This window comes from Streptomyces sp. NPDC048514 (assembly GCF_043199955.1).
In the GTDB taxonomy this organism is placed as follows: domain Bacteria; phylum Actinomycetota; class Actinomycetes; order Streptomycetales; family Streptomycetaceae; genus Streptomyces.
On record NZ_JBICWT010000003.1, the window covers coordinates 162,953 to 185,951 of the forward strand.

Sequence of the window (22,999 nt, forward strand, 5' to 3'; positions counted from 1 at the left end):
GCGGAAGCCACGAACATGCCGTGCCTGCCGACCGTACGGTTCTTGTGTTCCTATCGGATGACTGATGGGGGCGTCGTACGACGGCAGGCACAGGGCGGGCCACGAGCGCGGGCCGTGCGGCGGGTCGTTGGGTGCCTGCCGCCCTCGCGCGCCCCTTCGCCGGTACCCGCGCGGCCCGCTGGTTCACGGGGGCAAGGGGGGCGCGCGTTCACTCGTGGCACGCGCTTCACGTGTGAGCTTCAGCACGCCGGTGCGGGGAACTGGCACGCCGTATCAGACGTACCGTCACTTACTTGACCAGCTGGGGGGCTTGAGCACCGCTTGAGATTCGGGTCGCGCGCCTATGCGACCGCTTGGCATGGCACAGGGTGTCACATACCCGTTTGGTAGTGGGGGGTTGACGGGAAACGGGATCCGTTGCGCTCCGGTACCCTCACCTCACCCCTTACCCCAGGGGCCCGTGCACACGCGTGGACTTCCCCGCGCGGGGTCCACGAACGCTGTGGGCGTCCGCGGAGCTGCGAAATCCGCAGTCTCCAGAGGAATGGGGTGAGAGGTCCTGATGACTGAGCTGGACAAGTCGGAGGGGCATTGCCGGTGTTGCAGCAAGCGGGACCGGTCCAAGCGGACCGCCCGGTGGCTGGGGCTCCTGGGCCACGTGATCTACGAGATCGCGCGGAACTGGCCCTGGTAGCGGAAAGCCCCGACCTGACGGCCGGGGCCCGACCGACCTGACAGGTCGGCCGCACTGCACACGGTGTGCGAGGAAGGCCTCACCTGGATGCTTCGCGGGCGTCGGGTGGGGCTTTCCTTATGTCCGAATGCGGTTACCGTCGCGTACGGCAAGCGAACCCCGGCTTTTGTGATGCCCGTCACACTTGGCCACGGCGGTGCCCCCACTATGCCTTGCCTTGCCGCCCTCGTGCGACTGGTAGTCACATGTTGATCAGCGCCCTCCGGGCGCCCCATCTCGGGAACCGTGCAGGTAGTTCCCGATTTTTCCCATGTGGGCGTGAGTGATGTCACATACCGGTTCGGGTGAACGACCGCACACGAGCACGGATGATTTTCGGGTGATTTGCCAGGGGTTCACCACCGCGGTAACCGTCATCGGCACGAGCCGGCGGTGAGCCGCCGAACTCTACACGCCCCTTCTGACAATGAGCTGCCCGCAGGACCAGTTTCCTCAAGGTCTTTGCACAAATCCCCGGCCGGCCGCTCGTACGACTCGCCATAGCCCTCAGGGGCGTTTCCCAGCCACGCCACCGGGCGCCCGCGGCGCGGACGCACTCGATGCGGGTCGGCTGCGCGGCCAGAAGTGGGCACCGGTGCCTCGTGCACCGAAGTAGGACTCGACGGCCGCGGCGGCTCGGCAAGGAGATGCGGCTCGCTGCTGCCGAGTGGTCGCGTCCTTCATGGACCGAGAGAACCCTCGGCGGACGACCGCGTCCCCGACTCGGGCGACGCCCTGCGCTTCAGGGCGGAATCCAGGACGCCGTGGATCTGAGGCGGCGGCTGCGCGGAGCGCGGCCACTGCACGAGGCGGGTGGCCACGTCCGGCAGATCGATGTCCGTGTGCTGCGAGACCTCCTCGAGAACATCCCAGGCCGTCTCGGGCGGGACGCCGCCGTAGGCGATCACGACGCCGATCGCCTGGTGGACGACCGCGTGCGAGGTGACCGCCTCTGTCAGCTGCTCGACCTGCTCCTGCAGCACGGCGATCTGGCGTTCACGATCATGGGTGTCATGCTCCGCCATGTCTGGCCCGCTCCCCTCCGAACAACCACACCCGTCGGAGTTCTCCTGTCCCCGAGGAGCACGGAAATGCGGCACCGACCGCCGCCATACAGAGACCGGTAAAGGAAGAAAGCGCAGCTCACGGCGTCGTTCACCGTGGTCCGCGGTCCCTGGTCGCACCGACATCGACGGGCCGCAGGCACCCGGTCCGCAAGCACCACTGCCCGCAGGCGCGGCCGGCACAGCAGGCAGGCCAGCCAGTCGGCGGCTCGACACCCTGCAGCAGAGCACTGTCCGCGCGACGCGGCCTGTCGCGGGAGTGGCCCTGTGGCCGGTGCGGCAACGGATCGGACCCGACGCTAGGCGCGCTCGACCGTGGCCTGCTGCCAGCTGGGCTGATCGGCGCGGTGCGCCTCGTCGTGCGCCAGCAGGGAGAGCAGCGAGGCCACCGTCAGACCCAGCACGGCTTCCGTCGGATGGCGAAGGATCTTCGTGGGATCGATCCGGTATGTGTTGCCGCGGCCCTCACGCGTGTGGGAGAGGTAACCGTCCTGCTCGAGGTCCGCGATGATCTTCTGCACGGCGCGTTCGGTGAGCCTGCAGTGCGCGGCGATGTCGCGGATGCGCGCGCTTTGGTTGTCCGCGATGGCAGCGAGTACGCGGGCATGATTCGTGAGAAACGTCCAACCGGTGTGTGGCTCGGGCACTCCATCCATGACCCGAGTTTACCAACCCCTCGTTCACGCATCCTAAAACACGTACTACTATTCGTGTATCAGTTGACGCATCCCGGGTTCTCGGGGGAACGTTGCTGTACACGTCGGGCGAACAGACGCGGGAGTGGACCATGCATTTCTCTGCTCACGGCGGCCGGGTCGGCTCGGCGCCGTGCTCCCCCGGCGGAGGCAGCGGGAGCGGTGGAAGCCGGATCCTGTCGCCCAGCCTGGCGACCGCGACGTACGAGGCGAGCGGGAGCCGGGTGCGGGTGACGGTGACGGGTGAACTCGATCTCGACTCCCAGCAGTCACTGCGCTCCGGTCTGTTCGAAGCGCTCGCCGACTCGGTCACCGGCCTGGACCTCGACCTGAGCAGAGTCGACTTCTGCGACTGTGCCGGCCTCAGCATCCTGTTGGAGCTCCGCCAGCGAGCCCTCAACCAGAGCAAAACTGTCGTCATCCAGGCGACGAGCCCCGCGATGGACCTGCTGCTCACCCTTCTGCAAGCCCGCGAGCTGTTCCAACCGCAGTCTCCGCGCTCGATCCAGATGCCCCGTCCGGCACCGGCACCCGGCCCCGCTCGATGGCAGCGGCAACGCCACCGGGCTCCCTGTGAGCCCGAAGGGAACCCGAGGGATTGAGTCGCATCGAGGGCGCCGGCGGAGGAGGCGTCCCGGATGTGCGCGGCCGACAGGTCGATGACGATCTCGTCGGGGTCGCCCGCGTAGTCGAACCGGCCGACAGGCGACGGCGATCATCGTGACGGTGATCTCGCCGGCCGGCATCCGCGGGATCAGGACTGGGGACGGTGCCGACGCTTGCCGGAAGCGACCGCGCGGTGCCGCGCGTGACCCGCCACCCCTCGTGGGACCTCCACGTGCGGAAGTGGCAGCTCCACCGCACCGGGGGAACTCGTCCACCATTCCATTTGCGGCTGTACCCGATCGGACGGCGAGTCCGGGCGTCGCCGTGGCACACCCGCCGCTTAGGATCCGTGCCCGTGGCAGAGGTTCCCGATGAGTTGGTCAGGCTGGAACGATCCGCCGAGGAAGAACGCGCGAGGCTCGCGGGTCTCACCGGCGAGGAGTACGACGCGCAGTGCACCCGCTGGCAGGAGGCGTTCGAGGCGGTGCGGGCGGCCGTCACCACGCACGCCGAGGCCACCGGGACGAGCCGGTGCGAGGTGGAGCAGGCCGTGAAGAAGGCCGTGTGGCACGCCCAGGAGGACCCGGCCGTCGAGTAGCCGGCGTCCACGAGGCCGACCTTGCCGAAATCGCCCGCACCCCGGTGACGTCCTCGTGAAGGCATCGCGTGGGGCCCGGTGTGCACCGCCCCGCGCCCTTCGGCCCTGGTGGGCACGGACCGCCGCGGCCACAGGGAGCGGGGAGTATGGAGTGGAGCGTCATGGCCAGCCGCTGCGTCATCCGGCGGAACCGGCACGCTGACGACACCCGCCGACGTCGTGACGTCACCGGAACCGAGGTGCCCTGACCAGCGACCGCCCACGACCGCTTCTCAGAACGCAGTTCTGGTTCTGATGAGCGGCGCGTCCCGCGAGAGCTCCCGGAATCCGACGCCGTAGTACAGCCCGCGCGCCTTGGGGTGCCCCGGCGCGCCCAGGCAGGCGACCGTCATGCGCGTGGCGCCGGCCGCCCGCGCCACGTGCATGCCGTGCAGGACCATCGCTCTTCCCAGTCCCATTCGCCGGTAGTCCGGGTGTGTGCCGACCGGCTCGAACTCAGCGGTCCTGTTCGCCTCGTCGAGCCACATGATCGTCGAGGCAGCCATCGTCCCGTCCGGTGCCTCCACGAGGATGTGCAGGTCGCCGCGGTACGTCGCCGTCTCCCGGACGCCCTCGTAGCTCTCGGCCGAGTACGTCGACGGGGCCCAGGCGTCCATGTGGGCCTGGACCGCGGCCTCCGCTCCGGCCTCATGGGCGGTGCGGAAGCGGAATCCGTCCGGAAGCACCGGCTGTGCCACGTCGGTCAGATCCCGCTCGTTGAGCTGGGTCCAGTGCGCCGTGTCGCCGAGGGAGGCCGGGTCGGTCCCGTACCCGTGCGCCGCCCACCGCTCCAGGGCCAACTCGTCGGCGGCCGACGGCGACACCCTGTGCTCGACCTCCCCCGCCGTACCGTCGTACCAGTCGATCACCTCGTCGATCAGCTCGGCGTGGTCGGGATGGACCTGGTACACGAGATTGGCGCCGGTGACGTCCTTCACCGACCCGTCGCTCCGCCTCGCCCGGTGTGGAAGCCAGGCCCAGCCCCACGCCACCAGGTCACCGCCGGAGAACCACAGCCGACGCGGCCAGATAGCGCCGAGGGCGGCGTGGCCCTTGCCCCAGTTCCAGGCCAGCTCGCCGAACGTCGCTTCGCCGTTCACCAGGTCCAGCCGGGTGGCGGTGACGCGCTGAGCCAATCTCTGCATGAGCCGTACGTCCGCGGCGGTCACGAGCTCGAAGTCCGTCATGGTCGGCCACGCTGCCAGGCCGCCGCAGAGCCGTCGAATCCTTTTCAGGGCCGCGCGATCGCGGCAGCCGGCAGCACGATGTCGGCGGCGGTGACGACTCCTCCGAGACCGGCCCTTGTGGCCGATGGCCATGTGTACGTGGAGGACGGCTACGGACGCCTCGGCGTGCGCCACCAGGAGGCCGCCAGGGTGGCCTGGTCACACCACCCTTACTCCGCACCGCCGTCACTCGGCACCGCCGTCACGCCGCACCGCCGTCACGCCGCACCGCCGTCACTCCGCACCGCCGGGTCGGTCGCCGGGATCGGCCAGTCGGTCGCCGAGCGCGCTTCTCCGGTACAGCACATGCCGTCCGTCGCGTGTCCGCGTGACCAGCCCTGTGGCGTGCAGGACACGCAGATGCTGGGAGACGGCGCTCGGGGTGACCCTGAGACGGCGGGCTAGCTCCACGGTGGGCAGCGGCTCTCCCAGGAGGCGGAGCAGTCCGGCCCGGGACGCGCCGAGCAGGGACGTCAGGGCGGCTGTGTCGGCGGTCGGTACCACCGAGTCCCGCAGCGTGGCTACTCCCCGGCTCGGGTAGACGAGGCTCGGCGGTTCGTCCGGGCTGACGGGGGGCGCCGGCTTGTGAGCGAACACGGACGGCATGAGCAGCAGCCCCCGGCCGGATGCCGCCACGCGGTGCCTGCTGATCATCTTGTGAACGTGGAGCACGCCGTCTTGCCAGTGCAGGTTGGGGTGCATGTCGGCGAACAGCAGCCGAGCCCCGCCGAGGGCGAGCCGGCGGGCGCGGTAGGTCATGTCGGCTTCCAGCACCAGTCGCATCTGCGGCCACATCGGCTCGACGGCCAGCCGCCAGTAGTGCTGCAGGAGATCGCAGATGGCGTCGCGAAGACCGGCGACATGTGTGTCGTCGTGCGCGGCGGCGCGGAGGGCTTCGGGCAGTGGGTCCGGTGCGTGTGCGAGCAACAGGTCGTGCCGGACCCGGCTGCTGGATTCCCGGCGGACGACGGCGAGTTCTTCTTCGAAGGCCGGTGCGAACCTCCTGGGATTCGGGGTCAGGAAGTCGGGGAGGGTGCGCCGCTGGGCGACCAGGGACATGAGCAGACCGGTGTCGAGTTCACCGAGTCTGCCGAGTACGGACCTGCGCCAGGGCAGGTGCAGCGGGGACAGGCCCGGATCCTGCAGCACCCGCAGGCTGAACAGGGTTTCGTGCAGAGGCGAAAGGGCGAAACGGGTGTCCGCGAGGTCCTCGACACCAAGCACAAAGCTGATCATTAAGCCGTACGCTACATCGATTGGCGGCGGAACGCCGATGTCATGGACTTTGACCCATGACCCACACGACTCAAGGGCTGCTTACGGCGGTTGCCACCTGCGCGGCGCGCTGCATGGGCACCGCGGTGGCCATGCAGCCGACGGGCGACGGCCTGGCAGCGTTCGGCGGACTGGCAGCGTTCGGCGGACTGCCAGCGGCCGGCGGACTGGCAGCGGCCGGCGGACTGACGGCGGCCGGCGTTGTCGCGCTGGACGGAGCGGACTGCGCCGGCACCGCGCCGGCCATCACAAGCGAGGGCGGGGCAGCGCCGGGCGGGGGCGGTCGGGGACGCACCGCCGGCATGTGGAGTGTCTCCGCGGTCGGTGCAGCCGGTCGCGTCGACCACGCCGGCGCGCGGGCGGCGTTGCACGTCGCGCGGGGCCCTTGGACCGCAGTATGAGCCGGCGGCTGGTCCTGATCCTGGCGGTCACCTGCGCCGTGGCGGTGGGCAACATCTACTTTCCGCAGGCCATCGGCCCTCTGGTGGCCGCCGGACTGCACGTGCCGCCCGATTCGGCCGCCGCGGTGGTGACCGCCACGCAGATCGGCTACACCGCCGGGATGGTCTTGCTGGTGCCGCTCGGCGACCGGTTCCCGCACCGTACGTTCCTCGTCGCCCTTCTGACGCTGACCGGCCTGGCGCTGCTCGCCGCGGGTTGCGCACCGGCTCTGCCGCCACTGGTGGTTGCCTGCAGCCTCGTCGGTCTGACCACTGTCGGCGCGCAGGTCGTCGGCCCCCTGGCGGCCGGCCTCGTGGCCCCCGACCGCCGGGGAGCGGTGATCGGAACCCTGCTGAGCGGATCGACCGGCGGCATGCTGCTGGCCCGGACCTTCAGCGGCACGCTCGGTGAACGGCTGGGCTGGCGGGCCCCGTACCTGGCCGCCGCAGCCCTGGCCCTGATCCTCGCCGTCGTCCTGACGTTCGCGGTGCCGGCCACGACTCCGCCCTCCCGCCAGCGGTACTCAGCGCTCCTGGCCGAGCCGTTGCGCCTGCTGCGCACCGAGCCGGACCTGCGCCGCTCGTGCCTCTACCAGGCAACCGTCTTCGCCGGTTTCTCCGCGGTCTGGACCTGCCTGGCGCTCCTCCTCACCGGAGGGGCCTATGGGCTGGGTGCCCAGGCCGTGGGAATGATCGCCCTGGTCGGCGCGGCGACCATGTTCTGCACCCCGTTCGCCGGCCGTCTGGTGGACCGCCATGGGCCCGACCCGGTCAACCTCGTCTGCATGCTCGGCGTCCTCGTCTCGGCCGCGATCCTCGCCGCCGGCTCCCGGGGCGGCGCTGTGGGCCTGGCCGCACTGACCCTCGGTACGCTGCTCCTCGACGTCGCGATGCAGTCCGGCATGGTCGCCAATCAGGCCCGCGTCTACGCCCTGCGTCCGGACGCCCGCAGCCGGCTCAACACCGCCTACATGACCTGCGCTTACGCGGGCGGGAGCGCGGGTTCCTGGCTCGGGGTACGCGTCTGGGGCCACGCGGGCTGGTGGGGCGTCTGCGCGCTCGTCGCCCTGCTCGCCGCGGTGGCCCTGGCCCGCCATCTCCTGGTGCCGCACAGGTACGAGGGAAACCTGGCCACGGCGAGTCTGGAGAGCCTGGATGGTTGAGGCACCCGTGCGGCGGCCCCGTCGCGGGTGCCGTGATCATCGATCCTGGGCATGAGGCTCGACGTACCGGTCACCGTCCCGGTTGCCGGCGGCTCGGGAGCGGGCGACAGGCCGAGGCGTATCGACCGGCGGCCGGACCGGAACGGCTGCTCCGTCCAGGAGCGGCGAGGCCACCTTGATCCGTGGGAGGCCGCGGCCCGTGTCAGAGGCCCGGCGCCGAGTCCGTCCGGTTGCCGGGCCTGCTGCGCGGTGAGGGCTCTCAGCGCAGCCGACGTACGCGCAGCACCAGGTCGTCGGTGTGGTGGGCGCCGGCACCGCCGTCGGGGGCCACCCGAGGCCGCTGCTCGTCGACCTCCACCTCCCAGTCGTCGTCGAGCATCGCTGCGACCATGGAGGGCCACACGTAGTCGGCCGGATCGAAGCCGCTGTCGTGCGCCTGCTGGGTGTCCATCCCCGCGTGGTGTACGAGCAGCAGCACGCCGCCGGGCGTGACGGCCTCGAGCAGCGCGCGCTCGGCCGCGGCGTCCGGGGTGCGGAGCAGGGCCGGATACTGCGCGGAGACCAGGTCGAAGGAGGCCGGCGCGAGCGCTGCCTGCGTCAGCTCGGCGTGGACCCAGCGAACGGCGAGGCCGGCGTCCCGCGCATGCTCGCTCGCCCGCTCGAGCGCCACACCCGAGACCTCGATCGCGGTCACGTCCCAGCCACCGCGCGCGAGCCAGACGGCGTCCGCGCCCTCGCCACAGCCGACGTCGAGCGCCCGCCCGGGGGCGAGCCCCGCGACCTCGGCCACGAGTGCACCGTTGGGCCGGCCGCTCCACAATTTCTGCCGGTCGGCGTACCGGCTGTCCCATTCCGCCCGCACTGCGGGATCTCCCAGGTATCCGCCCGGTGCGTCGATGGGCGAGGGAGTGTCGGACGCCGGCGATCCTGCTGCGATGTTGTCGGTCACAGGCCCACCGTCACCCATCGCGTTCCGAAAGCGCCACTGCTGTTGCCGGTCCGGCAAAACGGCGTCCGTGGAGCGCCCTCGGTCCGTCGCCGACGCGCTCGGTGTGCCCGTGGTCGCGCCCCCGAGCAAGGTGGGAACGCCCACGTCCCCCAGCTCGGCCTCGTCAGACCCCCACCCTCGGCAACCATGCGGAGAGAGCGAGCTTGCGCATGCGGGTGCTGCCGGGCACGGGCCGGGCCGCCGCCACCGCGAGGCGGGTCTCGACGTCCACGATGACCTGCATGTCTCCCGAGACCGGCAGACCCGACGCGCCCAGCCTCCCGCTTCACGCTGCTTGATCACGGCCTTGTGCAACACCCTCAGCCCTGCTTGACGGCATGCAGCCGTGTGACGCCGAGCCAGGGGCCGCCGTACCAGTAGCCGGGGCCGAGGCCGCGCAGACTGCCGTGGCCCATGTGTGCGGCGTACTTCCTGGCCATGGGCCAGAAGTCGGCGACGAGCAACCGGCCGCCCGGGCGCAGCACCCGCATGGCCTCGTCGACCGCCCCCTCTTGTACCGCCGTGAGCGTCGGCCCGGCCCTGGCACAGGGGGGCTTTCCCCAGTGAGGGCCGGACCGCGGCTTCGTATGATCACCGTGACCGATCACCCGATTCGACTCGCTCCACACGGGGGACCTCATGCGACGCCCACAGACGCGCATCCTTGCGACAGGGACTCTGGCCGCTCTCACGGTCAGTGGGCTCTCCGCCTGCTCGGCTCTGAGCCAGAAGACTTTCGAGGACGACGCCACGGTGTCCCGGAAGGTCACCTCGATACGCCTCGACAACAGCAACGGCGATGTGAAGGTGGGAACTTCGGCCGATGCCGCCACGATCTCCGTTCACCGCAAGGTCAACTACCGTGGTGACAAGCCGAGTGGCCCGTCCTTCCGCGTCGAGAACGGCGCCCTGACGCTCTCCGGGTGCGGCGATGACTGCGGCGTGGACTACGCCGTCACACTGCCTGCAGGTCTTCCGGTGACGGGCGGCACCACCAACGGTGGCCTCGCACTGACCGGTGTCGGCACGGTCGACGTGCACACGACCAATGGTCAGATCGCGGTGACGGACGCGACGGGCGCCGTGAAGCTGCGCTCGTCGAACGGTGACATCGACGTCAAGGACGCCAAGGGCGGCGACATCGACACCCGGACCACGAACGGCGAGGTGACGATCCAGACGGTCACCCCGCAGAACATCAGGGCCCGCACGAGCAGCGGCAACCTCACGGTCGCGGCACCGCCCGCCGGGTACCGGATCTCCGCGAACGACTCACACGGCGACAAGAAGGTGGCGTTCAGGAACGACCCGTCAGGTAGGCACCGCTTGGATCTCTCGACGACGAACGGCGACCTGACTGTGAAGTCGACCGGCTGACCCCCACCGCGGCCGATCCGGCCTCCGGTGCCGGCGGAGCGGAGCCACTCCGCGCCCGGCTCGTCTCCGCGCCTCCGCGACCGCGCCACGGGCCGCCCGGCGCGATCATCCCGCCGTCGACACGGGTGACAGCGGGCTCCCCATGAAGTCGGCAGCGGACTCCATCCTCAGCAGAACGTCTCTCCACTCCGCCCCGGAGAGCTGCATCGCCGCCCGCCGCAGGTCGAGGGGGTGGCCCACGGCAAGCGATGCGGCCATCTCCAGTACGGTCAAATGGGGGCCCATGGTGCCCGGCTCCCGGCGGTTGTCGTTCAGCAGCTCGGGTGTCCGCAGCAGTTCCAGGACACCCGCCCAGTTCACCGCGGTCGGACGATCGGGCGGCTCCAGGGCGCCCAGCGCCGGCTCCTCGATGAACCGGCGCAACCAGTAGCCGTCACGGAAGAAGGCGAGGACGACCGTCGCCCTCCGCATCTGATGGTTGCCCACCCCCTGCACCAGCTGCCGTACCATGACCGCCGCTTGCGGGGCTAGCAGGACGGATCGCTCGTCGGTCCCGTGATCGATGCTCATACCCCCACTATGAGGCGGCCGGACAGGCGCGCTCCGCGCGGCGCCAGCCCCTGTCACGCGAACAGACCATCCGCTTTGAGTACGGCGGCGTCGGCACCCGTGCCAGGGCCCCCGGGAGGCAGATCCGGACAGCACGCTGCTGATCACCGCGGTTACGGGGCCGCGGGCGGGGAGCGGGGTGGGGAGGCTTCTCCCGTTCGCGGCCGCGCAGCGGGCTGTACGGCATACGGCAGGGGTACGGCAGCGGCACGGTGGACGGAAGCGGCACGCGCGAGCGGAGCGCGGGGGTGCGACCGAACCGGCTGACCGCCCGTGGACATGGGTGTGGCGGCCGGGGAGGAAGGCCGGCCGCCACACCCACGCGGACACAGGGAGCCCGCCTGGGCTCCGTTCCGCCGTGTCTGCCAGGTCAGTCGTTGACGCAGGTGTTGCCGAACGCCGGGTTCAGCAGACCGATGACGTCGATCGTGTTGCCGCACACGTTGATCGGCACGTGGACCGGCACCTGAACAGCGTTGCCGGAGATCACACCGGGCGAGTTGAGCGCAGCACCCTGAGCACCGGAGTCCGCGGCGGCGAAACCCGCTCCGCCCATAACGACGGCACCGGCAGCGGCGGCAACCGCAAGCGTCTTCTTCATGACGATCATGACTCGCTTTCCTTGGAACACGTAAACAGGGGGTGTGGGTTCTGCTCGGAGCAGGACCTGGGAGCCGTCCCGACGGGAGGAGCACCAACCCGTCCGGACGACCGTGCTGCCCAACGCCCGCCACCCCCCCGAGGACACGGCCCCTCCCCCAACTGCCCCACACCGGCCTACACCTGACCTGCGGATCCGGGGCCCCGAGGCGCTGCCTCACCGGGCCGGCGCGGTCTGCGGCCCCGCCCTCACCCGTTCGGGTCCGGGTCCCCCGACCCGCACCAGATTTGAACGCGTTCAAATTCTGGGGGTAGGCTGTGCACCGAAACCGAGGGGGCTCGATGAAAGTAGTACTGGCCGGGGGGACCGGACAGGTGGGCACGATCCTGGAGCGCGCGCTGACAGCGGCGGGTCACGAGGTCACGGTGCTGACCAGGCGACCGGTGCGCAGGTGCGACGTAGGCTGGGACGGAGTCACGCTCGGTCCCTGGGCCGAGGCGGTCGACGGCTGCGATGTCGTGGTCAACCTGGCCGGACGCAGCGTCTCCTGCCGCTACACGGCGGAGAACCTGCAGGCCATGATGGATTCCCGGGTCGACTCGACGCGCCTGATCGGCAAGGCGATCGCCGGCGCCGCGAGGCCACCGCGAGTCTGGCTCCAGATGAGCACCGCGACGATCTACGCCCATCGCTTCGACGCGCCGCACGACGAGGCGACGGGAGTGCTCGGCGGCTCGGAGACCGGCGTGCCGGACTACTGGGCGTACAGCGTCGAGATCGCCAGGAACTGGGAGCGCGCGCAGGCCGATGCGGGTACGCTGGCCACACGGAAGGTGGCTCTGCGCTCGGCGATGGTCATGAGCCCGGACCGGGGCGGGGTCTTCGACGTGCTGCTGCGGCTCACACGCCTGGGGCTGGGCGGACCGGTCGCCGGTGGTGCGCAGTACGTCTCCTGGATCCATGCGGAGGACTTCGTGCGCGCCGTGGAGTTCCTCATCGCCCGCGACGACTTCGAGGGGCCCGTGAACCTGTCCTCGCCCGACCCTCTTCCGCAGCGCGACTTCATGCGGACCCTCCGCAGGGCCTGGGGTGTCCCGGTGGGTCTGCCCGCGACACGCTGGATGGCGGAGTTGGGCGCCTACGCGCTGCGCTCGGACACCGAACTGCTGCTCAAGAGCCGCCGCGTGATGCCCGGCCGGCTTAGCGCCGCCGGTTTCGACTTCGCACATCCCGAGTGGGAGGGCGCGGCCGAGGACCTTGTCCGGCGCACCCGACGACAGCGTTCCCGGCACGGACGAGCCGCCCGCTGAAGAGCCCGCGCACACCGGTTGCACCGTCCTCAGCAACGACGTTCGCACCGGTTGCACCGTCCTCGGCGACGAGCGGTACGCGCCGTAGCGACCCTTCGAGGCCTCGCGCGCGGCTGCATCGCCGGCCGACGGCGCGACCCTGCGGCGGGTATCGGTGGCGGTCGGCCGCACGCTCACGCCCCCTTCACACAGAGGGCGTTTGTGAACGGGGTGCCAAGGCGGATTGCTCGAACGGCTGCGCCACCTGATAGGAAGATCGCTGCACGCGAGCAGCGTGTGGCGGCACGGGGGCCACCAGCACCACCCAGCCTCCGGCCCGTTGCGTACGGGCCGGAGGCTGGACGTTCCAGGACGAGTACGCGTTCCTCCGTGCCAGGCTCGTTCCGGAACATGAGCAGGGAGCACCAGAATGATGAAGACCCCCCTGGCCCGCGTGGGTATCACGGTCGTGATGGCCACGGGCCTCGCCCTCACCGCCGGCGTCGGCACGGCCAGCGCTGCGGCCAAGCCCAACACGGTCGACTACTTCTACTCGGGCGGCAAGAAGAGGGCCATGGTCGTCTTCGAGCCGCGCGACTCGGCGAAGGACGCCGAGCGAGTGGTCGTGGACGACCTGAGCAAGGACAACCACTACATCTGGACCGAGGTCTACGACGTCACGGCCCAGAAGATGAAGGGTCACTGCCAGACGTCCAGCTTCACGTCCTGCGCGTACGCCATCCCGGAGGGACACAAGGTCCGGATCAACGTGTACCGGATGAACAAGAGCGACGTCGACTTCATGGACGAGGTCCAGACGAAGAGCGGCAAGCTGCCCACCGCCTAGGTCCGGCCGAGCGGCGAGCGTCAGTACTTCCGGGCGGGTCCGACACGGGCCCGCCCGGCCCCGTCGTGCGTCGGGCGGCACGAACGAAGGGTGGCGACCGGTCCTGTCCGGAACGGCACCCGCCGGCCACGCAGATCATGTGGACATACACCGAGTCCGATCGGAACCCGGCTTCAGGGCTCAGCCCGATCGAGACCGACCACTTCGGAGGGGGACCGCTGCCGCGGGCGGACCAAGATCGATTGTCAGTGGTGCATGAGACGGTAGGAACATCGAGTCGGGAGCCGGAAACAGGGGGAGCCGCCATGTCCGGAAGCCAGAACTACATCAATCACGTCGCCCTTGTCCTGGACGCCAGTTCGTCCATGTCGCACCTGAGCCGCAAGGTAGTCGAAGTCGCCGACCAGCAGATCGCGTACCTCGCGCGCCGGTCGGAGGAACTGGACCAGGAGACCCGCGTCACGGTGTACGTCTTCGCGGACCAGGTGGAGTGCGTCATCTACGACAAGGACGTGCTGCGGATGCCGTCGCTGAAGCAGCTGTACCGGGCCGGTGGCATGACGGCTCTGCTGGCGGCCGCGCTGAAGTCCCAGCGGGAGCTGGCGCAGACCGCTCAACTGTACGGCGACCACAGCTTCCTGACGTTCGTACTCACCGACGGGCAGGAGAACGTGAGTCATCGCTGCCCGGACGCGCCTTCGAGGGATCCGCGTGCACTGGTCGCGGCCGTGTCCGAGATGATCGAGACGCAGGAGGACAACTGGACGCTGGCCGTCCTTGTTCCGGACCAGATGGGCAAGCGCGAGGCCATGCGGTGCGGTTTCCCGAAGGACAACATAGCCATCTGGGACGCCACGAGCACGCAGGGTCTGGAGGAGGCCGGGCAGGTCATCCAGGAAGCCACCGAGAAGTTCATGGTGGGCCGCACCAAGGGCATCCGGGGATCGCGGACGGTGTTCTCCACGGGTGCGGAGGCGGTCAACAAGGACACCATCAAGGCGGCCGGCCTCACCCCGGTGAATCCGTCGGACTACCAGCTGATCGCGGTGGCTCGTGACGTGGCGATCCGGGACTGGGTCGTCGAATCCGGGCACACCTACCGTACCGGTGGTGCGTTCTACCAGCTGAGCAAGTCCGAAAAGATCCAGGCACGGAAGCAGATCGCGGTGCTGGAGAAGAAGACGGACCGGGTGTACACGGGGCCCGAGGCCCGGGCCCTGCTCGGCCTGCCGAACGCGGAGGTTCGCATCCGGCCGGACCACAACGACGACTTCATGATCTTCGTGCAGAGCACCAGCGTGAATCGCAAGCTCGTACCGAACACGCGGCTTCTGCTCATGCTCTGATGCCCGTGGGCGTGGCCGAGGCTGTGGACTTGGTGATGGGCCGTGTCGCCGGCCCTGGCTCCGGAGAGCCCTGTGCCGCCCTTCGGATGGGCGGCGGAGCCGGAGCGGGACGGTCGCTCACTGAAATCCGCGGCGCCCGGTGGCGCTCGCCGTACCGTGGCCACCAGATACGGCAAGTCGCGGCCGGGCCCCCACGCAGGCCCGCTGTCCCCTACAACGCTCCCGTCCTCGTTGCCGCCGTCAACGTTGCCGCCGTCAACGAGTGCTTGTGACGTACTGGGCCGACGACAACTCGAACACCCGTACTCGCCGACCGGAGGTGGGATTGACGGTCTCACGCACCGGATGCATTCCCAGCTTGGTCATGATCCGTTCGGAGGCGTCGTTGCCCACTTGAGCGATGCTCACGATCCGTTCCAGGCCTCGCTCTTCGAACCCGAACCGTACGGCGGCCACGGCGGCCTCGGTGGCCAAGCCCTGCCCCCAGTGGGAACGTCCCAGCCGCCAGCCGACCTCAACCGCCGGCAGTACCTCCGGCAAGAAGCCGGGCACCGAAAGACCGGTGAACCCGGCCAGCTCGCCAGTGGACCGGATCTCCACGGCGAACAGGCCGAAGCCCTGTGTCTCCCACTCGCTCTCCCATGCCTGGACCCCGGCGCGGGTCTGCTGTTCGTCACGGACACCGCCGTCACGGATCCACCGCATGACCTCGGGGTCGGCATTGACGGCGGCCATGGGCGCAACGTCTTCCTCGCGCCAGCGACGCAGGATCAACCGGGGAGTCTCAAGCGTGACCATCCGATCATTCTGGATCACGCATGGGCTAGCCGTCATCCTTACCAGGCACTTTCGACACCTCGTAGCCTTCCCACCGTGAGACAGGAGACTCCGCGGTGACCCCGTACTCCTTCTCGTACCCGGCCGGCGGGCCTGCCTCTTGGGCTCGCTCCACCGGCGCGGTGCGCCATCACGCTGATCCGTCCTGGTGACCGAAGGCAGCCGATTCCGTACCCTGGCGGCATGCGCATGCGCCCCACCCTGAGCTGGACCCCGACCGAGGACCTGCCGCCGGGTACCACGGATCTCGAGCCGGTCGCCGATGTGCTGAGCACGGGCGGTGTGCTGGTGCTCAGCGGCGCGGGCATCTCCACGGAGTCGGGTATCCCCGACTACCGGGGCGAGGGCGGGAGCCTGCGCCGGCACACCCCGATGACCTACCAGGACTTCACCGCCGGTGCCGAGGCACGGCGCCGGTACTGGGCGCGCAGCCACCTCGGCTGGCGCACCTTCGGCCGGGCCCGCCCCAACGCCGGGCACCGGGCCGTCGCGGCGTTCGGGCGGCACGGCCTGGTCTCGGGCGTGATCACGCAGAACGTCGACGGCCTGCACCAGGCCGCCGGCACCGAGGGCGTCGTGGAACTCCACGGAAGCCTCGACCGGGTCCTGTGCCTCTCCTGCGGAGCATGCACCCCACGCCACGAGCTGGCCCAACGGCTCGAGGCGGCCAATCCGGGCTTCGAGCCGGTGCCCGCCGCGATCAACCCGGACGGTGACGCCGACCTCAGCGACGCGCAGGCCCGGCACTTCCGCGTGCTTCCCTGCACGGCCTGCGGCGGCATCCTCAAACCGGACGTGGTGTTCTTCGGCGAAACCGTTCCCCCGCAGCGCGTCGAACGCTGCCGCAAGCTCGTCGATGAGGCCACCTCGCTGCTCGTGCTCGGCTCCTCGCTGACGGTGATGTCAGGGCTCCGGTTCGTACGCCAGGCGGCTCAGGCCGGCAAGCCGGTACTGATCGTCAACCAGGACCCGACCCGCGGTGACCTGCACGCCCACTCCCGGGTTGCACTCCCCCTGGGAACGGCCCTCACCACGGTGGCCGACCGGCTCGGCATCCCCGTCGACGGGCGAGCGACGGCCTCGGTGAAGCCGTGACGGTGGCACCTGCTGCCCTGTGAGCGGAGCGGCGCCGCCGAGCTCGCCTGATGTCGCGGAGGAGGCCGGCGGTCGCGGCCAAGCGGTCGCGGCCAGGCGGTCGCGGCCAGGCGGTCGCGGCCAGGCGGTCGCGGTCGCGCTGCTCGCCGAAGCCGAGTCACATCTCAGCCCACAGGGCGGGCAGTCCGCGCATGTCGGGGAAGACGCCCTCTGCTTTTCCGTCGGAGGGTCGGGAATCGCGGAGTTGGAAAACGATCAGCGCTGACACGGAGTGACCGCCGACAACCTTCCACGGCTTCGTGGGCTACGTCACGGACGGGTCACCTGGCGGCCGCCCTTGTCGTGACGGCTGCTCAGAACGTCCACCGGGTATGGGTGTAGACCCCGTCGTCCCGGCCGAAGCCGTACGCCGTGGCCGGGGCCACCGCGAACACCACCACATTCCCCTCGCGGAAGGCGTCGCCGATCCCGTGGAACGCGCCCTCGGGCGAGGTGATGTGCGGCCCGTACTTCGCTTCGTACGCCGCGATCACCTCCTCGATCAGCGCCGGATCGGTGACCTGTTCCGCCTTTCCTTCGACGATGAGGTCCAGACCTTGGGTCAGCGAGTTCCCTCCCGTGGTCAGCGCGCAGTGCCCGTCGTGAGTGATGTTCTTCGCCTTCTGCTCCTCCGGACCGGTGGAGAAGTAGAGCGCCCCGTCGTGCCAGGCCGCGATCACGGGCGTGACGTGCAGCCGGCCGTCGGGCCGCACCGTGGACAGCCAGAAGATCTCCGCGGCCTTCAACTGCCGCTGAGCCTCGGCCCACTCGGTGGCGGTGACGTCCTCTGCACCCGGGCGAGGGTTGAGCGCGGAGCTGTAGCGGGTGTCCAGATCGGCCGTGGGCTGGTTCGCGGGGCGGCGCTTTTCGGGTCCTGGGGTGGCCATGGCGGACCTCCTCTTCCTCTCCACTGACGATCGGCCGGCGGTGCGGAACTCATTGTCCCGCTCCTGCCCGTCCGTTTCACGCCGACCGGGTGCCGGGAGCGGCTCGAGCCGCTCCCGGCACCCGGCGTCGGTCACATCACGCCGCCCCGCCCTCAGGGCGACGACCTGAGGACTTCCCGACCACACACGGGACGGGGCGGCGCTAGCCGACCCGTACTTCGGTGTTCTGGCATGCGTGCAGCAGCCACCGCCCATCGTCCTGCTTGGTCATGATGTAGAGCGGAGCGCCTTCCGTGTCGCCGTCGGCGGAGTGGTAGACCTGGCGAACCTTGACGGCCGCCACGTCAGGCCGCAGGAACTGCGTGTGCACCGCCTCGTAGGTGACGTCACCGTCCCAGCTTGCGGTGGGCAGCACCGCACGGGTGAACCCCGCGACCGCGTCGAAGCCGAGGAGGACCTTGCCGTGGGCGGTCGTCCAGAGAGCCTCGGGATGGAACAGCGCGAGGAAACCCTCCGCGTCCTTCGCGCGCTGCGTACGCTCAACGGTGGCCACGACCTGCTCGATGGCTTTGATGTCTGCGGTCTCGGTGTTCATGCAGATCACTCTGGCACCTCAAGTCCACTTGAGGTCAAGGCCTGTGACTCCCAAGATCGGCCGGACGACTCCAGTCCTGGCAGCCTGCACCCGTTCCGCGCCCGAGACCCACCTCGAGACCCACGTCGTACGAGCCATCCCAACTGGCCGCGTGAGGGTGTCAGTTGTGGTGGAGAGCACGGGACTGCGATGCCGCGTCACTTCCTCTCGCGCCGGGCGGGGGCAACGCATTGCCGGCTGTGACGGGACGGCGCCGGGACGGCTGCTACCGGCCGGCGGTGATTCCCGCGAGGATGAGGTCGATGCCGGCGAGGAACTCTGCGCGGTCGTCGTGCGTGCGCAGCTGACCGGCGACGGTTCGGGCGAACACGTACTCTTCGGGGTCGAGTTCCGCCCATGCGGTGGCCACGCCGTCCAGGAACTCGGTGCGACCCGCGCCCGGCTGGACCGCGCGGGTGTTGGCGGCATTCTGTCCCGCCACTCCGACGATGTAGCTCAGGAGTGTGGACGCCGCGGTGAACTGGGCGGCTTCGGGCACGTGGAGCGCTTGGACCTGGCGTCCGACGACTTCGAATATCCGCAGCATCGGTGACTGCCCGGGCGCTCGGGCCAGGTGTGTGCCGACCCAGGGGTGCGTGTCGATCGCGTCGAACACGCCGAGAGCGAGGGCGCGGATCGCTTCCTGCGGCGTCGCGTCGGTGTCATCACCGGAGACGCTGGAGACAGCGGCGGTGATGACGGCGTCCGTTGCGGCATCGAGGAGTTCCGTCTTGCCCGTGACGTGCCAGTAGATCGCGCCGGGCCCGGTCTCGAGCCGCTCGGCCAGGGCGCGGAACGTGAGTCCGCCCGCGCCCACCGCGTCGAGAAGCTCGGCGGCAGCGCTGACGATGCGCTCCCGTGAGAGCGGTTCCTGCCGTCGGTCGGGACGTCGGGTCCTTTCTGCCATTCCACGATTCTACCCGCAGTGGAACATCGTTCCAGCTTGACAACGAATGGAACAGCGTTCCACCCTGGAGCCGCCTGGAACGCCGTTCCAGGCACGGCCTGCCGGGCTTCCGTCCAGCTGCCCGCGATCACGGAGGAAGCACCATGCCCGAAGGACGCATCACGACCACTCCTGTCACGATCATCGGCGCGGGACTCGGAGGACTGACGCTCGCCCGTGTCCTCCACGTCCACGGCGTTCCCGCGACGATCTACGAAGCGGAGGCGTCACCGGCGGCTCGCGCCCAGGGCGGCTTGCTCGACATCCACGAGCACGACGGACAGCGCGCACTCAAGGCGGCCGGGCTGTTCGAGGAATTCCTCGGCCTCGTCCACCACGGCGCCGAGGCGTCACGAATAGCCGACAAGGACGGAAAGCTCCTGCTGGACGAGCCCGACGACGGTACCGGCGGGCGCCCGGAGGTGCTCCGCGGCGCGCTCCGGCATCTTCTGCTCGACTCACTGCCCGCCGGCACGGTCCGGTGGGGGCACAAGGTCAGCGCGGTACGGCCCCTCAGGGGAGGTCGCCACGAGGTCACGTTCGCGGACGGAGCGACGGTCACGTCCGGCCTGCTGGTGGGGGCGGACGGAGCATGGTCGCGGGTCCGTCCGCTGCTGTCCGACGCCAAGCCCGAGTACGTCGGCACGTCCTTGATCGAGACCTACCTGTTCGACGCCGACACCCGCCACCCGGCCAGTGCCCGGATCGTCGGCGACGGCTCCTTCTTCGCCCTCGCCCCCGGCAAGGGCATCGCCGCCCACCGCGAGCCGAACGGCGTCCTGCACACATACGTGACCGTCAGGAAGCCGCAAGCGTGGCTGGACGCCATCGACTTCACCGACACCGGCGCGGCGACGGCCCGTGTCGCAGCGGAGTTCCACGGCTGGGCCCCGGAGATCATCGCCCTGGTCACGGAGGGCGAGACCGCCCCGGTCCCACGCACCCTCAACGCCCTGCCGAGCGCACACCGCTGGGAGCGCGTGCCCGGCGTGACGCTGCTCGGCGACGCCGCCCATCTGATGTGCCCGTCAGGCGAAGGGGCCAATCTCGCCATGTACGACGGCGCCGAACTCGGCAACGCCCTCGCCGCTCACCCGGACGACGTCGAGGCCGCGCTCACCGCGTACGAGGAGGCGCTGTTCCCGCGCAGTGCCGCCGCTGCCGCCGAGGCCTCCCACGTCCATCGGCTGTGCCTCGACGACAACGCCCCGCACAGCCTCGTCGCCTTCTTCACCGACCACGGTCAGGCGGACTGAACCACAGCCGCCGCCGCACGGGTCCACGCGGAACAGCCCGGCGTTGCTCGGCCGACTGCTGTGAGTCAGGGGTCTCGACTATCGCCGTCGTTCACCCGCGTGGGCGGCACTTGGTCTGCCGCCGGCCAAGGTGTTCGGTGATGGCTCCTTGTCGCCGCGGAACGGCGCGATCAGCTCAGCTGGGCTGCCACAGCTCGATGCGGTTGCCCGCGGGGTCGGTGACCCAGCCGAATCGGCCGACGCCCTCCATGTCCTGGGTCTCGTCGGCCACCTCCGCTCCCTTGGCACGCAACTGCGCGAGCATCGCGTCCAGGTCGCGGACCCGGAAGTTGACCATGGCCTGCTGGGTGCGGGAGCCGAAGTACTCGGTCTCGGACTCGAAGGTCGCGAAGACTGTCACCCCGGCTTCCTGACGCCACACGCCGTTCTCGTCGGCGTCCAGGCCGAGGCAATCCCGATACCAGGTGCCCAGGGCCACCGGATCCGTGGCCCGCAGGAAGTATCCGCCGACTCCAAGCACTCGTTCCATGTCCCTATCCTGCCAGGGCCGCCCTCGCCCTCTTGGCATTCGGTCTCGATCACGGGGCGAATCGTGAGCGAGGTGGACGGTGCCCTGGCTCTCCTCGACGACCTGTCTCTTCTCGACGACCTGTCTCTTCTCGGTGACCTGGCTCTTCGCGGTGACCTGCTCTTCTCGGCGCGGACGGCTCGCGGCCGGTGAGGCCGGCGGCAAAAAGCGAAAGGCAAGGAGATCCCACTCCTTGCCACTATCAACGTATAACGCACTGGGGGGCTTGCGGCAAGGGCCTGGGTGTATCGCACAATCGGCGGCCGAATGCCGGAACCTGCAGGAATGAGGACCTCGAAGTGCGAGTGCTGTTGACGAGCTGGGGGTCGCGCGGCGATGTCGAACCGCTGGCGGGCCTGGCGGTGGGGTTGCGGAAAGTCGGCGCCGAAGCGCTGGTGTGTGTGCCTCCGGACGAGGAGTTCGTATCGCTGCTGGCGCGCGCCGGTGTGCCAGTGGTGCCGCTCGGTCCCACCGTGCACTCGGTGGTGGCCGGCACGAGGCCACCGTCGGCGCAGGACGCCTTCCGGCTCGCCCCCGAGCTGGTCGCCGCACGGTTCGGCACGCTCACCGCGGCGGCCGAGGGATGTGACGCGGTGCTGGCGACCGGTCTGATGCCGGCCGGCGCACGGGACGTGGCCGAGAAGCTGGGCATCCCCTATGTGTTCGCGTGCTTCCACATCCTGGGGCTGCCGTCGCGGCACTTCCCTCCGGGATCGCGGCCCGGCAAGCCGTCCCCACAGGGCGAGACCGACAACCGGGTGCTGTGGGCGCAGGACGGCCAGCGGGTGAACGCGTTGTACGGCGAGGCGCTCAACAGCCATCGGGCGGCGATCGGTCTGCCGCCCGTGGACAACGTCCGGGACCACGTCATCACCGACCGGCCGTGGCTGGCGGCCGACGCGACGCTGTGTCCGTCGCAGGGCATGACGGACCGCGACCTCGTGCAGACCGGCGCGTGGATCCTGCCCGACGACCGCCCGCTCCCGGGAGATCTGGAGGCGTTCCTCGACGCCGGTGCTCCCCCGGTGTACGTGGGCTTCGGCAGCATGGCCGCGCACGCTCCGAAGGGCATCGCCCGGGTTGCCATCGAAGCGAGCCGGGCACTGGGCCGCCGCACGGTCCTCGCCCGCGGCTGGGCGGACCTGGCACCGATCGACGACGCCGACGACTGTTTCGTCGTCGGCGAGGTCAATCAGCAGGCGCTGTTCCGCCGGGTGGCCGCCGTCGTGCACCACGGCGGAGCGGGCACCACGACGACGGCCGCCCGGGCCGGCGCGCCTCAGGTGGTGGTCCCCCGGATCGCGGACCAGCCGTACTGGGCAGGCCGGGTGGCCGAGCTGGGCATCGGCTCGGCTCACGCCGGTACGACGCCGACCTTCGCGTCCCTGACCGCCGCGCTCCGCTCCGCCCTGGCGCCCGAGACCCGGGACCGGGCCCGGGTCGTGGCCGGCGAGATCCGCCTCGACGGGCCGACGGCGGCGGCGCAACGACTGCTCGACACGGCCGGGCGGGGAAGGCCGTCCGCGACTGTGTGAACTACCAGGCGGCGGGCCGGGTACCGGGGGACGACAACACGGCCGTCACTCGGTCCCGCCGTCTGGCTGTCTTGCCGAAGGGCTGCCGCCTCAACCGCTTCCCCGGGCGACTCCGCGGTCGGGCAGTCCGCGGCCGAAGCCGGCGATCAGCTCCGCCCCCTGCCGGAGTCTCCAGGTGCACATGGGGGCCCGATCCCCGGGTCTGCAAGGAGGGTGGGCGCGTCCACGGGCTCTACCGCTCTACCGAGCGCCCTGGTGACCGGGTAGCGCACGTCGTGGTGACACGGTCCCGCTCACGGTCGAGTT

The 22,999-nt window shown here is 70.1% G+C and carries 25 protein-coding genes; 12 read left to right on the plus strand and 13 right to left on the minus strand.

Annotated elements, in window-relative coordinates; genetic code table 11:
* The first annotated feature begins 562 nt into the window (after window positions 1-562).
* Window positions 563-694, plus strand: a complete 132-nt coding sequence (locus ACGFT2_RS06740) for a hypothetical protein (RefSeq protein WP_393274221.1) — start codon at window positions 563-565, stop codon at window positions 692-694.
* A gap of 719 nt (window positions 695-1,413) precedes the next feature.
* On the opposite strand, the gene ACGFT2_RS06745 is transcribed toward ACGFT2_RS06740, so the two are convergent.
* Window positions 1,414-1,758: an ANTAR domain-containing protein gene (locus ACGFT2_RS06745; protein ID WP_393274224.1), complete on the minus strand. Its 345-nt coding sequence runs from the start codon at window positions 1,756-1,758 to the stop codon at window positions 1,414-1,416.
* A gap of 338 nt (window positions 1,759-2,096) precedes the next feature.
* Window positions 2,097-2,453 (minus strand): helix-turn-helix transcriptional regulator, encoded by a 357-nt coding sequence (locus tag ACGFT2_RS06750; RefSeq protein ID WP_393274226.1) that lies wholly within the window; start codon window positions 2,451-2,453, stop codon window positions 2,097-2,099.
* Between the two features lie 131 nt (window positions 2,454-2,584).
* Here ACGFT2_RS06750 and ACGFT2_RS06755 point away from each other — a divergent pair, with 131 nt between their 5' ends.
* Together ACGFT2_RS06755 and ACGFT2_RS06760 are read left to right on the plus strand one after the other, a co-directional pair.
* Window positions 2,585-3,094 (plus strand): STAS domain-containing protein, encoded by a 510-nt coding sequence (locus ACGFT2_RS06755; protein ID WP_393274228.1) that lies wholly within the window; start codon window positions 2,585-2,587, stop codon window positions 3,092-3,094.
* A 359-nt stretch (window positions 3,095-3,453) separates the two neighbouring features.
* Window positions 3,454-3,696, plus strand: a complete 243-nt coding sequence (locus ACGFT2_RS06760; protein WP_393274230.1) for a hypothetical protein — start codon at window positions 3,454-3,456, stop codon at window positions 3,694-3,696.
* 272 nt (window positions 3,697-3,968) lie between these two features.
* Here ACGFT2_RS06760 and ACGFT2_RS06765 read toward each other — a convergent pair whose 3' ends face one another.
* On the minus strand, window positions 3,969-4,922 hold the full coding sequence (locus ACGFT2_RS06765; RefSeq protein WP_393274232.1) for a GNAT family N-acetyltransferase: 954 nt from the start codon (window positions 4,920-4,922) through the stop codon (window positions 3,969-3,971).
* 273 nt (window positions 4,923-5,195) lie between these two features.
* Complete coding sequence (locus tag ACGFT2_RS06770; protein WP_393274234.1) at window positions 5,196-6,197, minus strand: ArsR/SmtB family transcription factor; 1,002 nt, start codon at window positions 6,195-6,197, stop codon at window positions 5,196-5,198.
* A gap of 436 nt (window positions 6,198-6,633) precedes the next feature.
* Here ACGFT2_RS06770 and ACGFT2_RS06775 point away from each other — a divergent pair, with 436 nt between their 5' ends.
* Window positions 6,634-7,839, plus strand: a complete 1,206-nt coding sequence (locus ACGFT2_RS06775; RefSeq protein WP_393274235.1) for an MFS transporter — start codon at window positions 6,634-6,636, stop codon at window positions 7,837-7,839.
* Between the two features lie 259 nt (window positions 7,840-8,098).
* Here ACGFT2_RS06775 and ACGFT2_RS06780 read toward each other — a convergent pair whose 3' ends face one another.
* The gene (locus ACGFT2_RS06780) at window positions 8,099-8,788 is read right to left on the minus strand and encodes a class I SAM-dependent methyltransferase (protein ID WP_393274237.1); all 690 of its coding nucleotides are present in this window, start codon (window positions 8,786-8,788) and stop codon (window positions 8,099-8,101) included.
* A gap of 359 nt (window positions 8,789-9,147) precedes the next feature.
* Entirely contained in the window at window positions 9,148-9,318 is a 171-nt protein-coding gene (locus tag ACGFT2_RS06785; RefSeq protein WP_393274239.1) for a hypothetical protein, read from the minus strand.
* A 262-nt stretch (window positions 9,319-9,580) separates the two neighbouring features.
* On the opposite strand from ACGFT2_RS06785, the gene ACGFT2_RS06790 reads away from it, so the two are divergent.
* Complete coding sequence (locus tag ACGFT2_RS06790; RefSeq protein WP_393274240.1) at window positions 9,581-10,204, plus strand: DUF4097 family beta strand repeat-containing protein; 624 nt, start codon at window positions 9,581-9,583, stop codon at window positions 10,202-10,204.
* A gap of 105 nt (window positions 10,205-10,309) precedes the next feature.
* Here ACGFT2_RS06790 and ACGFT2_RS06795 read toward each other — a convergent pair whose 3' ends face one another.
* Both ACGFT2_RS06795 and ACGFT2_RS06800 read right to left on the minus strand, forming a co-directional pair.
* A complete protein-coding gene (locus ACGFT2_RS06795) occupies window positions 10,310-10,774 on the minus strand; it encodes a hypothetical protein (RefSeq protein WP_393274242.1) in 465 nt (154 codons plus the stop codon).
* A 409-nt stretch (window positions 10,775-11,183) separates the two neighbouring features.
* Complete coding sequence (locus tag ACGFT2_RS06800; RefSeq protein ID WP_393274244.1) at window positions 11,184-11,423, minus strand: chaplin; 240 nt, start codon at window positions 11,421-11,423, stop codon at window positions 11,184-11,186.
* Between the two features lie 332 nt (window positions 11,424-11,755).
* On the opposite strand from ACGFT2_RS06800, the gene ACGFT2_RS06805 reads away from it, so the two are divergent.
* The 3 genes from ACGFT2_RS06805 to ACGFT2_RS06815 all read left to right on the plus strand — a co-directional run bounded on the left by ACGFT2_RS06805 (window position 11,756) and on the right by ACGFT2_RS06815 (window position 14,896).
* The gene (locus tag ACGFT2_RS06805; RefSeq protein WP_393274246.1) at window positions 11,756-12,724 is read left to right on the plus strand and encodes a TIGR01777 family oxidoreductase; all 969 of its coding nucleotides are present in this window, start codon (window positions 11,756-11,758) and stop codon (window positions 12,722-12,724) included.
* 409 nt (window positions 12,725-13,133) lie between these two features.
* Entirely contained in the window at window positions 13,134-13,550 is a 417-nt protein-coding gene (locus tag ACGFT2_RS06810) for a hypothetical protein (protein WP_393274248.1), read from the plus strand.
* A gap of 305 nt (window positions 13,551-13,855) precedes the next feature.
* Window positions 13,856-14,896, plus strand: a complete 1,041-nt coding sequence (locus tag ACGFT2_RS06815; RefSeq protein WP_393274249.1) for a vWA domain-containing protein — start codon at window positions 13,856-13,858, stop codon at window positions 14,894-14,896.
* A 255-nt stretch (window positions 14,897-15,151) separates the two neighbouring features.
* Here ACGFT2_RS06815 and ACGFT2_RS06820 read toward each other — a convergent pair whose 3' ends face one another.
* Window positions 15,152-15,694, minus strand: a complete 543-nt coding sequence (locus ACGFT2_RS06820) for a GNAT family N-acetyltransferase (RefSeq protein WP_393274251.1) — start codon at window positions 15,692-15,694, stop codon at window positions 15,152-15,154.
* Window positions 15,695-15,916: 222 nt separating this feature from the next.
* Here ACGFT2_RS06820 and ACGFT2_RS06825 point away from each other — a divergent pair, with 222 nt between their 5' ends.
* Entirely contained in the window at window positions 15,917-16,828 is a 912-nt protein-coding gene (locus tag ACGFT2_RS06825; RefSeq protein ID WP_393274253.1) for an NAD-dependent protein deacetylase, read from the plus strand.
* Window positions 16,829-17,181: 353 nt separating this feature from the next.
* Here ACGFT2_RS06825 and ACGFT2_RS06830 read toward each other — a convergent pair whose 3' ends face one another.
* The 3 genes from ACGFT2_RS06830 to ACGFT2_RS06840 all read right to left on the minus strand — a co-directional run bounded on the left by ACGFT2_RS06830 (window position 17,182) and on the right by ACGFT2_RS06840 (window position 19,295).
* Window positions 17,182-17,754 carry a pyridoxamine 5'-phosphate oxidase family protein gene (locus ACGFT2_RS06830; RefSeq protein ID WP_393274255.1) on the minus strand — a complete coding sequence of 191 codons (573 nt, stop codon included), beginning with the start codon at window positions 17,752-17,754 and terminating at the stop codon, window positions 17,182-17,184.
* Between the two features lie 202 nt (window positions 17,755-17,956).
* Window positions 17,957-18,349, minus strand: a complete 393-nt coding sequence (locus ACGFT2_RS06835; RefSeq protein WP_393274257.1) for an SgcJ/EcaC family oxidoreductase — start codon at window positions 18,347-18,349, stop codon at window positions 17,957-17,959.
* 265 nt (window positions 18,350-18,614) lie between these two features.
* Entirely contained in the window at window positions 18,615-19,295 is a 681-nt protein-coding gene (locus ACGFT2_RS06840; RefSeq protein WP_393274258.1) for a TetR/AcrR family transcriptional regulator, read from the minus strand.
* A gap of 143 nt (window positions 19,296-19,438) precedes the next feature.
* On the opposite strand from ACGFT2_RS06840, the gene ACGFT2_RS06845 reads away from it, so the two are divergent.
* Window positions 19,439-20,590: an FAD-dependent oxidoreductase gene (locus ACGFT2_RS06845; protein ID WP_393274259.1), complete on the plus strand. Its 1,152-nt coding sequence runs from the start codon at window positions 19,439-19,441 to the stop codon at window positions 20,588-20,590.
* 175 nt (window positions 20,591-20,765) lie between these two features.
* On the opposite strand, the gene ACGFT2_RS06850 is transcribed toward ACGFT2_RS06845, so the two are convergent.
* Window positions 20,766-21,119: a VOC family protein gene (locus tag ACGFT2_RS06850; protein WP_393274260.1), complete on the minus strand. Its 354-nt coding sequence runs from the start codon at window positions 21,117-21,119 to the stop codon at window positions 20,766-20,768.
* Between the two features lie 63 nt (window positions 21,120-21,182).
* Here ACGFT2_RS06850 and ACGFT2_RS06855 point away from each other — a divergent pair, with 63 nt between their 5' ends.
* Both ACGFT2_RS06855 and ACGFT2_RS06860 read left to right on the plus strand, forming a co-directional pair.
* On the plus strand, window positions 21,183-21,311 hold the full coding sequence (locus ACGFT2_RS06855; RefSeq protein ID WP_393274262.1) for a hypothetical protein: 129 nt from the start codon (window positions 21,183-21,185) through the stop codon (window positions 21,309-21,311).
* 146 nt (window positions 21,312-21,457) lie between these two features.
* The gene (locus tag ACGFT2_RS06860; RefSeq protein ID WP_393274264.1) at window positions 21,458-22,693 is read left to right on the plus strand and encodes a glycosyltransferase; all 1,236 of its coding nucleotides are present in this window, start codon (window positions 21,458-21,460) and stop codon (window positions 22,691-22,693) included.
* Window positions 22,694-22,999: the final 306 nt, after the last annotated feature.

Coding starts and splice junctions, on each gene's coding strand:
- ACGFT2_RS06805 (WP_393274246.1), top strand. CDS start 11,756: ATGAAAGTAGTACTGGCCGGGGGGACCGGACAGGTGGGCACGATCCTG.
- ACGFT2_RS06750 (WP_393274226.1), bottom strand. CDS start 2,453: ATGGATGGAGTGCCCGAGCCACACACCGGTTGGACGTTTCTCACGAAT.
- ACGFT2_RS06810 (WP_393274248.1), top strand. CDS start 13,134: ATGATGAAGACCCCCCTGGCCCGCGTGGGTATCACGGTCGTGATGGCC.
- ACGFT2_RS06800 (WP_393274244.1), bottom strand. CDS start 11,423: ATGATCGTCATGAAGAAGACGCTTGCGGTTGCCGCCGCTGCCGGTGCC.
- ACGFT2_RS06785 (WP_393274239.1), bottom strand. CDS start 9,318: ATGCGGGTGCTGCGCCCGGGCGGCCGGTTGCTCGTCGCCGACTTCTGG.
- ACGFT2_RS06740 (WP_393274221.1), top strand. CDS start 563: ATGACTGAGCTGGACAAGTCGGAGGGGCATTGCCGGTGTTGCAGCAAG.
- ACGFT2_RS06835 (WP_393274257.1), bottom strand. CDS start 18,349: ATGAACACCGAGACCGCAGACATCAAAGCCATCGAGCAGGTCGTGGCC.
- ACGFT2_RS06745 (WP_393274224.1), bottom strand. CDS start 1,758: ATGGCGGAGCATGACACCCATGATCGTGAACGCCAGATCGCCGTGCTG.
- ACGFT2_RS06765 (WP_393274232.1), bottom strand. CDS start 4,922: ATGACGGACTTCGAGCTCGTGACCGCCGCGGACGTACGGCTCATGCAG.
- ACGFT2_RS06845 (WP_393274259.1), top strand. CDS start 19,439: ATGCCCGAAGGACGCATCACGACCACTCCTGTCACGATCATCGGCGCG.
- ACGFT2_RS06850 (WP_393274260.1), bottom strand. CDS start 21,119: ATGGAACGAGTGCTTGGAGTCGGCGGATACTTCCTGCGGGCCACGGAT.
- ACGFT2_RS06825 (WP_393274253.1), top strand. CDS start 15,917: ATGCGCATGCGCCCCACCCTGAGCTGGACCCCGACCGAGGACCTGCCG.
- ACGFT2_RS06815 (WP_393274249.1), top strand. CDS start 13,856: ATGTCCGGAAGCCAGAACTACATCAATCACGTCGCCCTTGTCCTGGAC.
- ACGFT2_RS06830 (WP_393274255.1), bottom strand. CDS start 17,754: ATGGCCACCCCAGGACCCGAAAAGCGCCGCCCCGCGAACCAGCCCACG.
- ACGFT2_RS06755 (WP_393274228.1), top strand. CDS start 2,585: ATGCATTTCTCTGCTCACGGCGGCCGGGTCGGCTCGGCGCCGTGCTCC.
- ACGFT2_RS06775 (WP_393274235.1), top strand. CDS start 6,634: ATGAGCCGGCGGCTGGTCCTGATCCTGGCGGTCACCTGCGCCGTGGCG.
- ACGFT2_RS06820 (WP_393274251.1), bottom strand. CDS start 15,694: ATGGTCACGCTTGAGACTCCCCGGTTGATCCTGCGTCGCTGGCGCGAG.
- ACGFT2_RS06770 (WP_393274234.1), bottom strand. CDS start 6,197: ATGATCAGCTTTGTGCTTGGTGTCGAGGACCTCGCGGACACCCGTTTC.
- ACGFT2_RS06840 (WP_393274258.1), bottom strand. CDS start 19,295: ATGGCAGAAAGGACCCGACGTCCCGACCGACGGCAGGAACCGCTCTCA.
- ACGFT2_RS06795 (WP_393274242.1), bottom strand. CDS start 10,774: ATGAGCATCGATCACGGGACCGACGAGCGATCCGTCCTGCTAGCCCCG.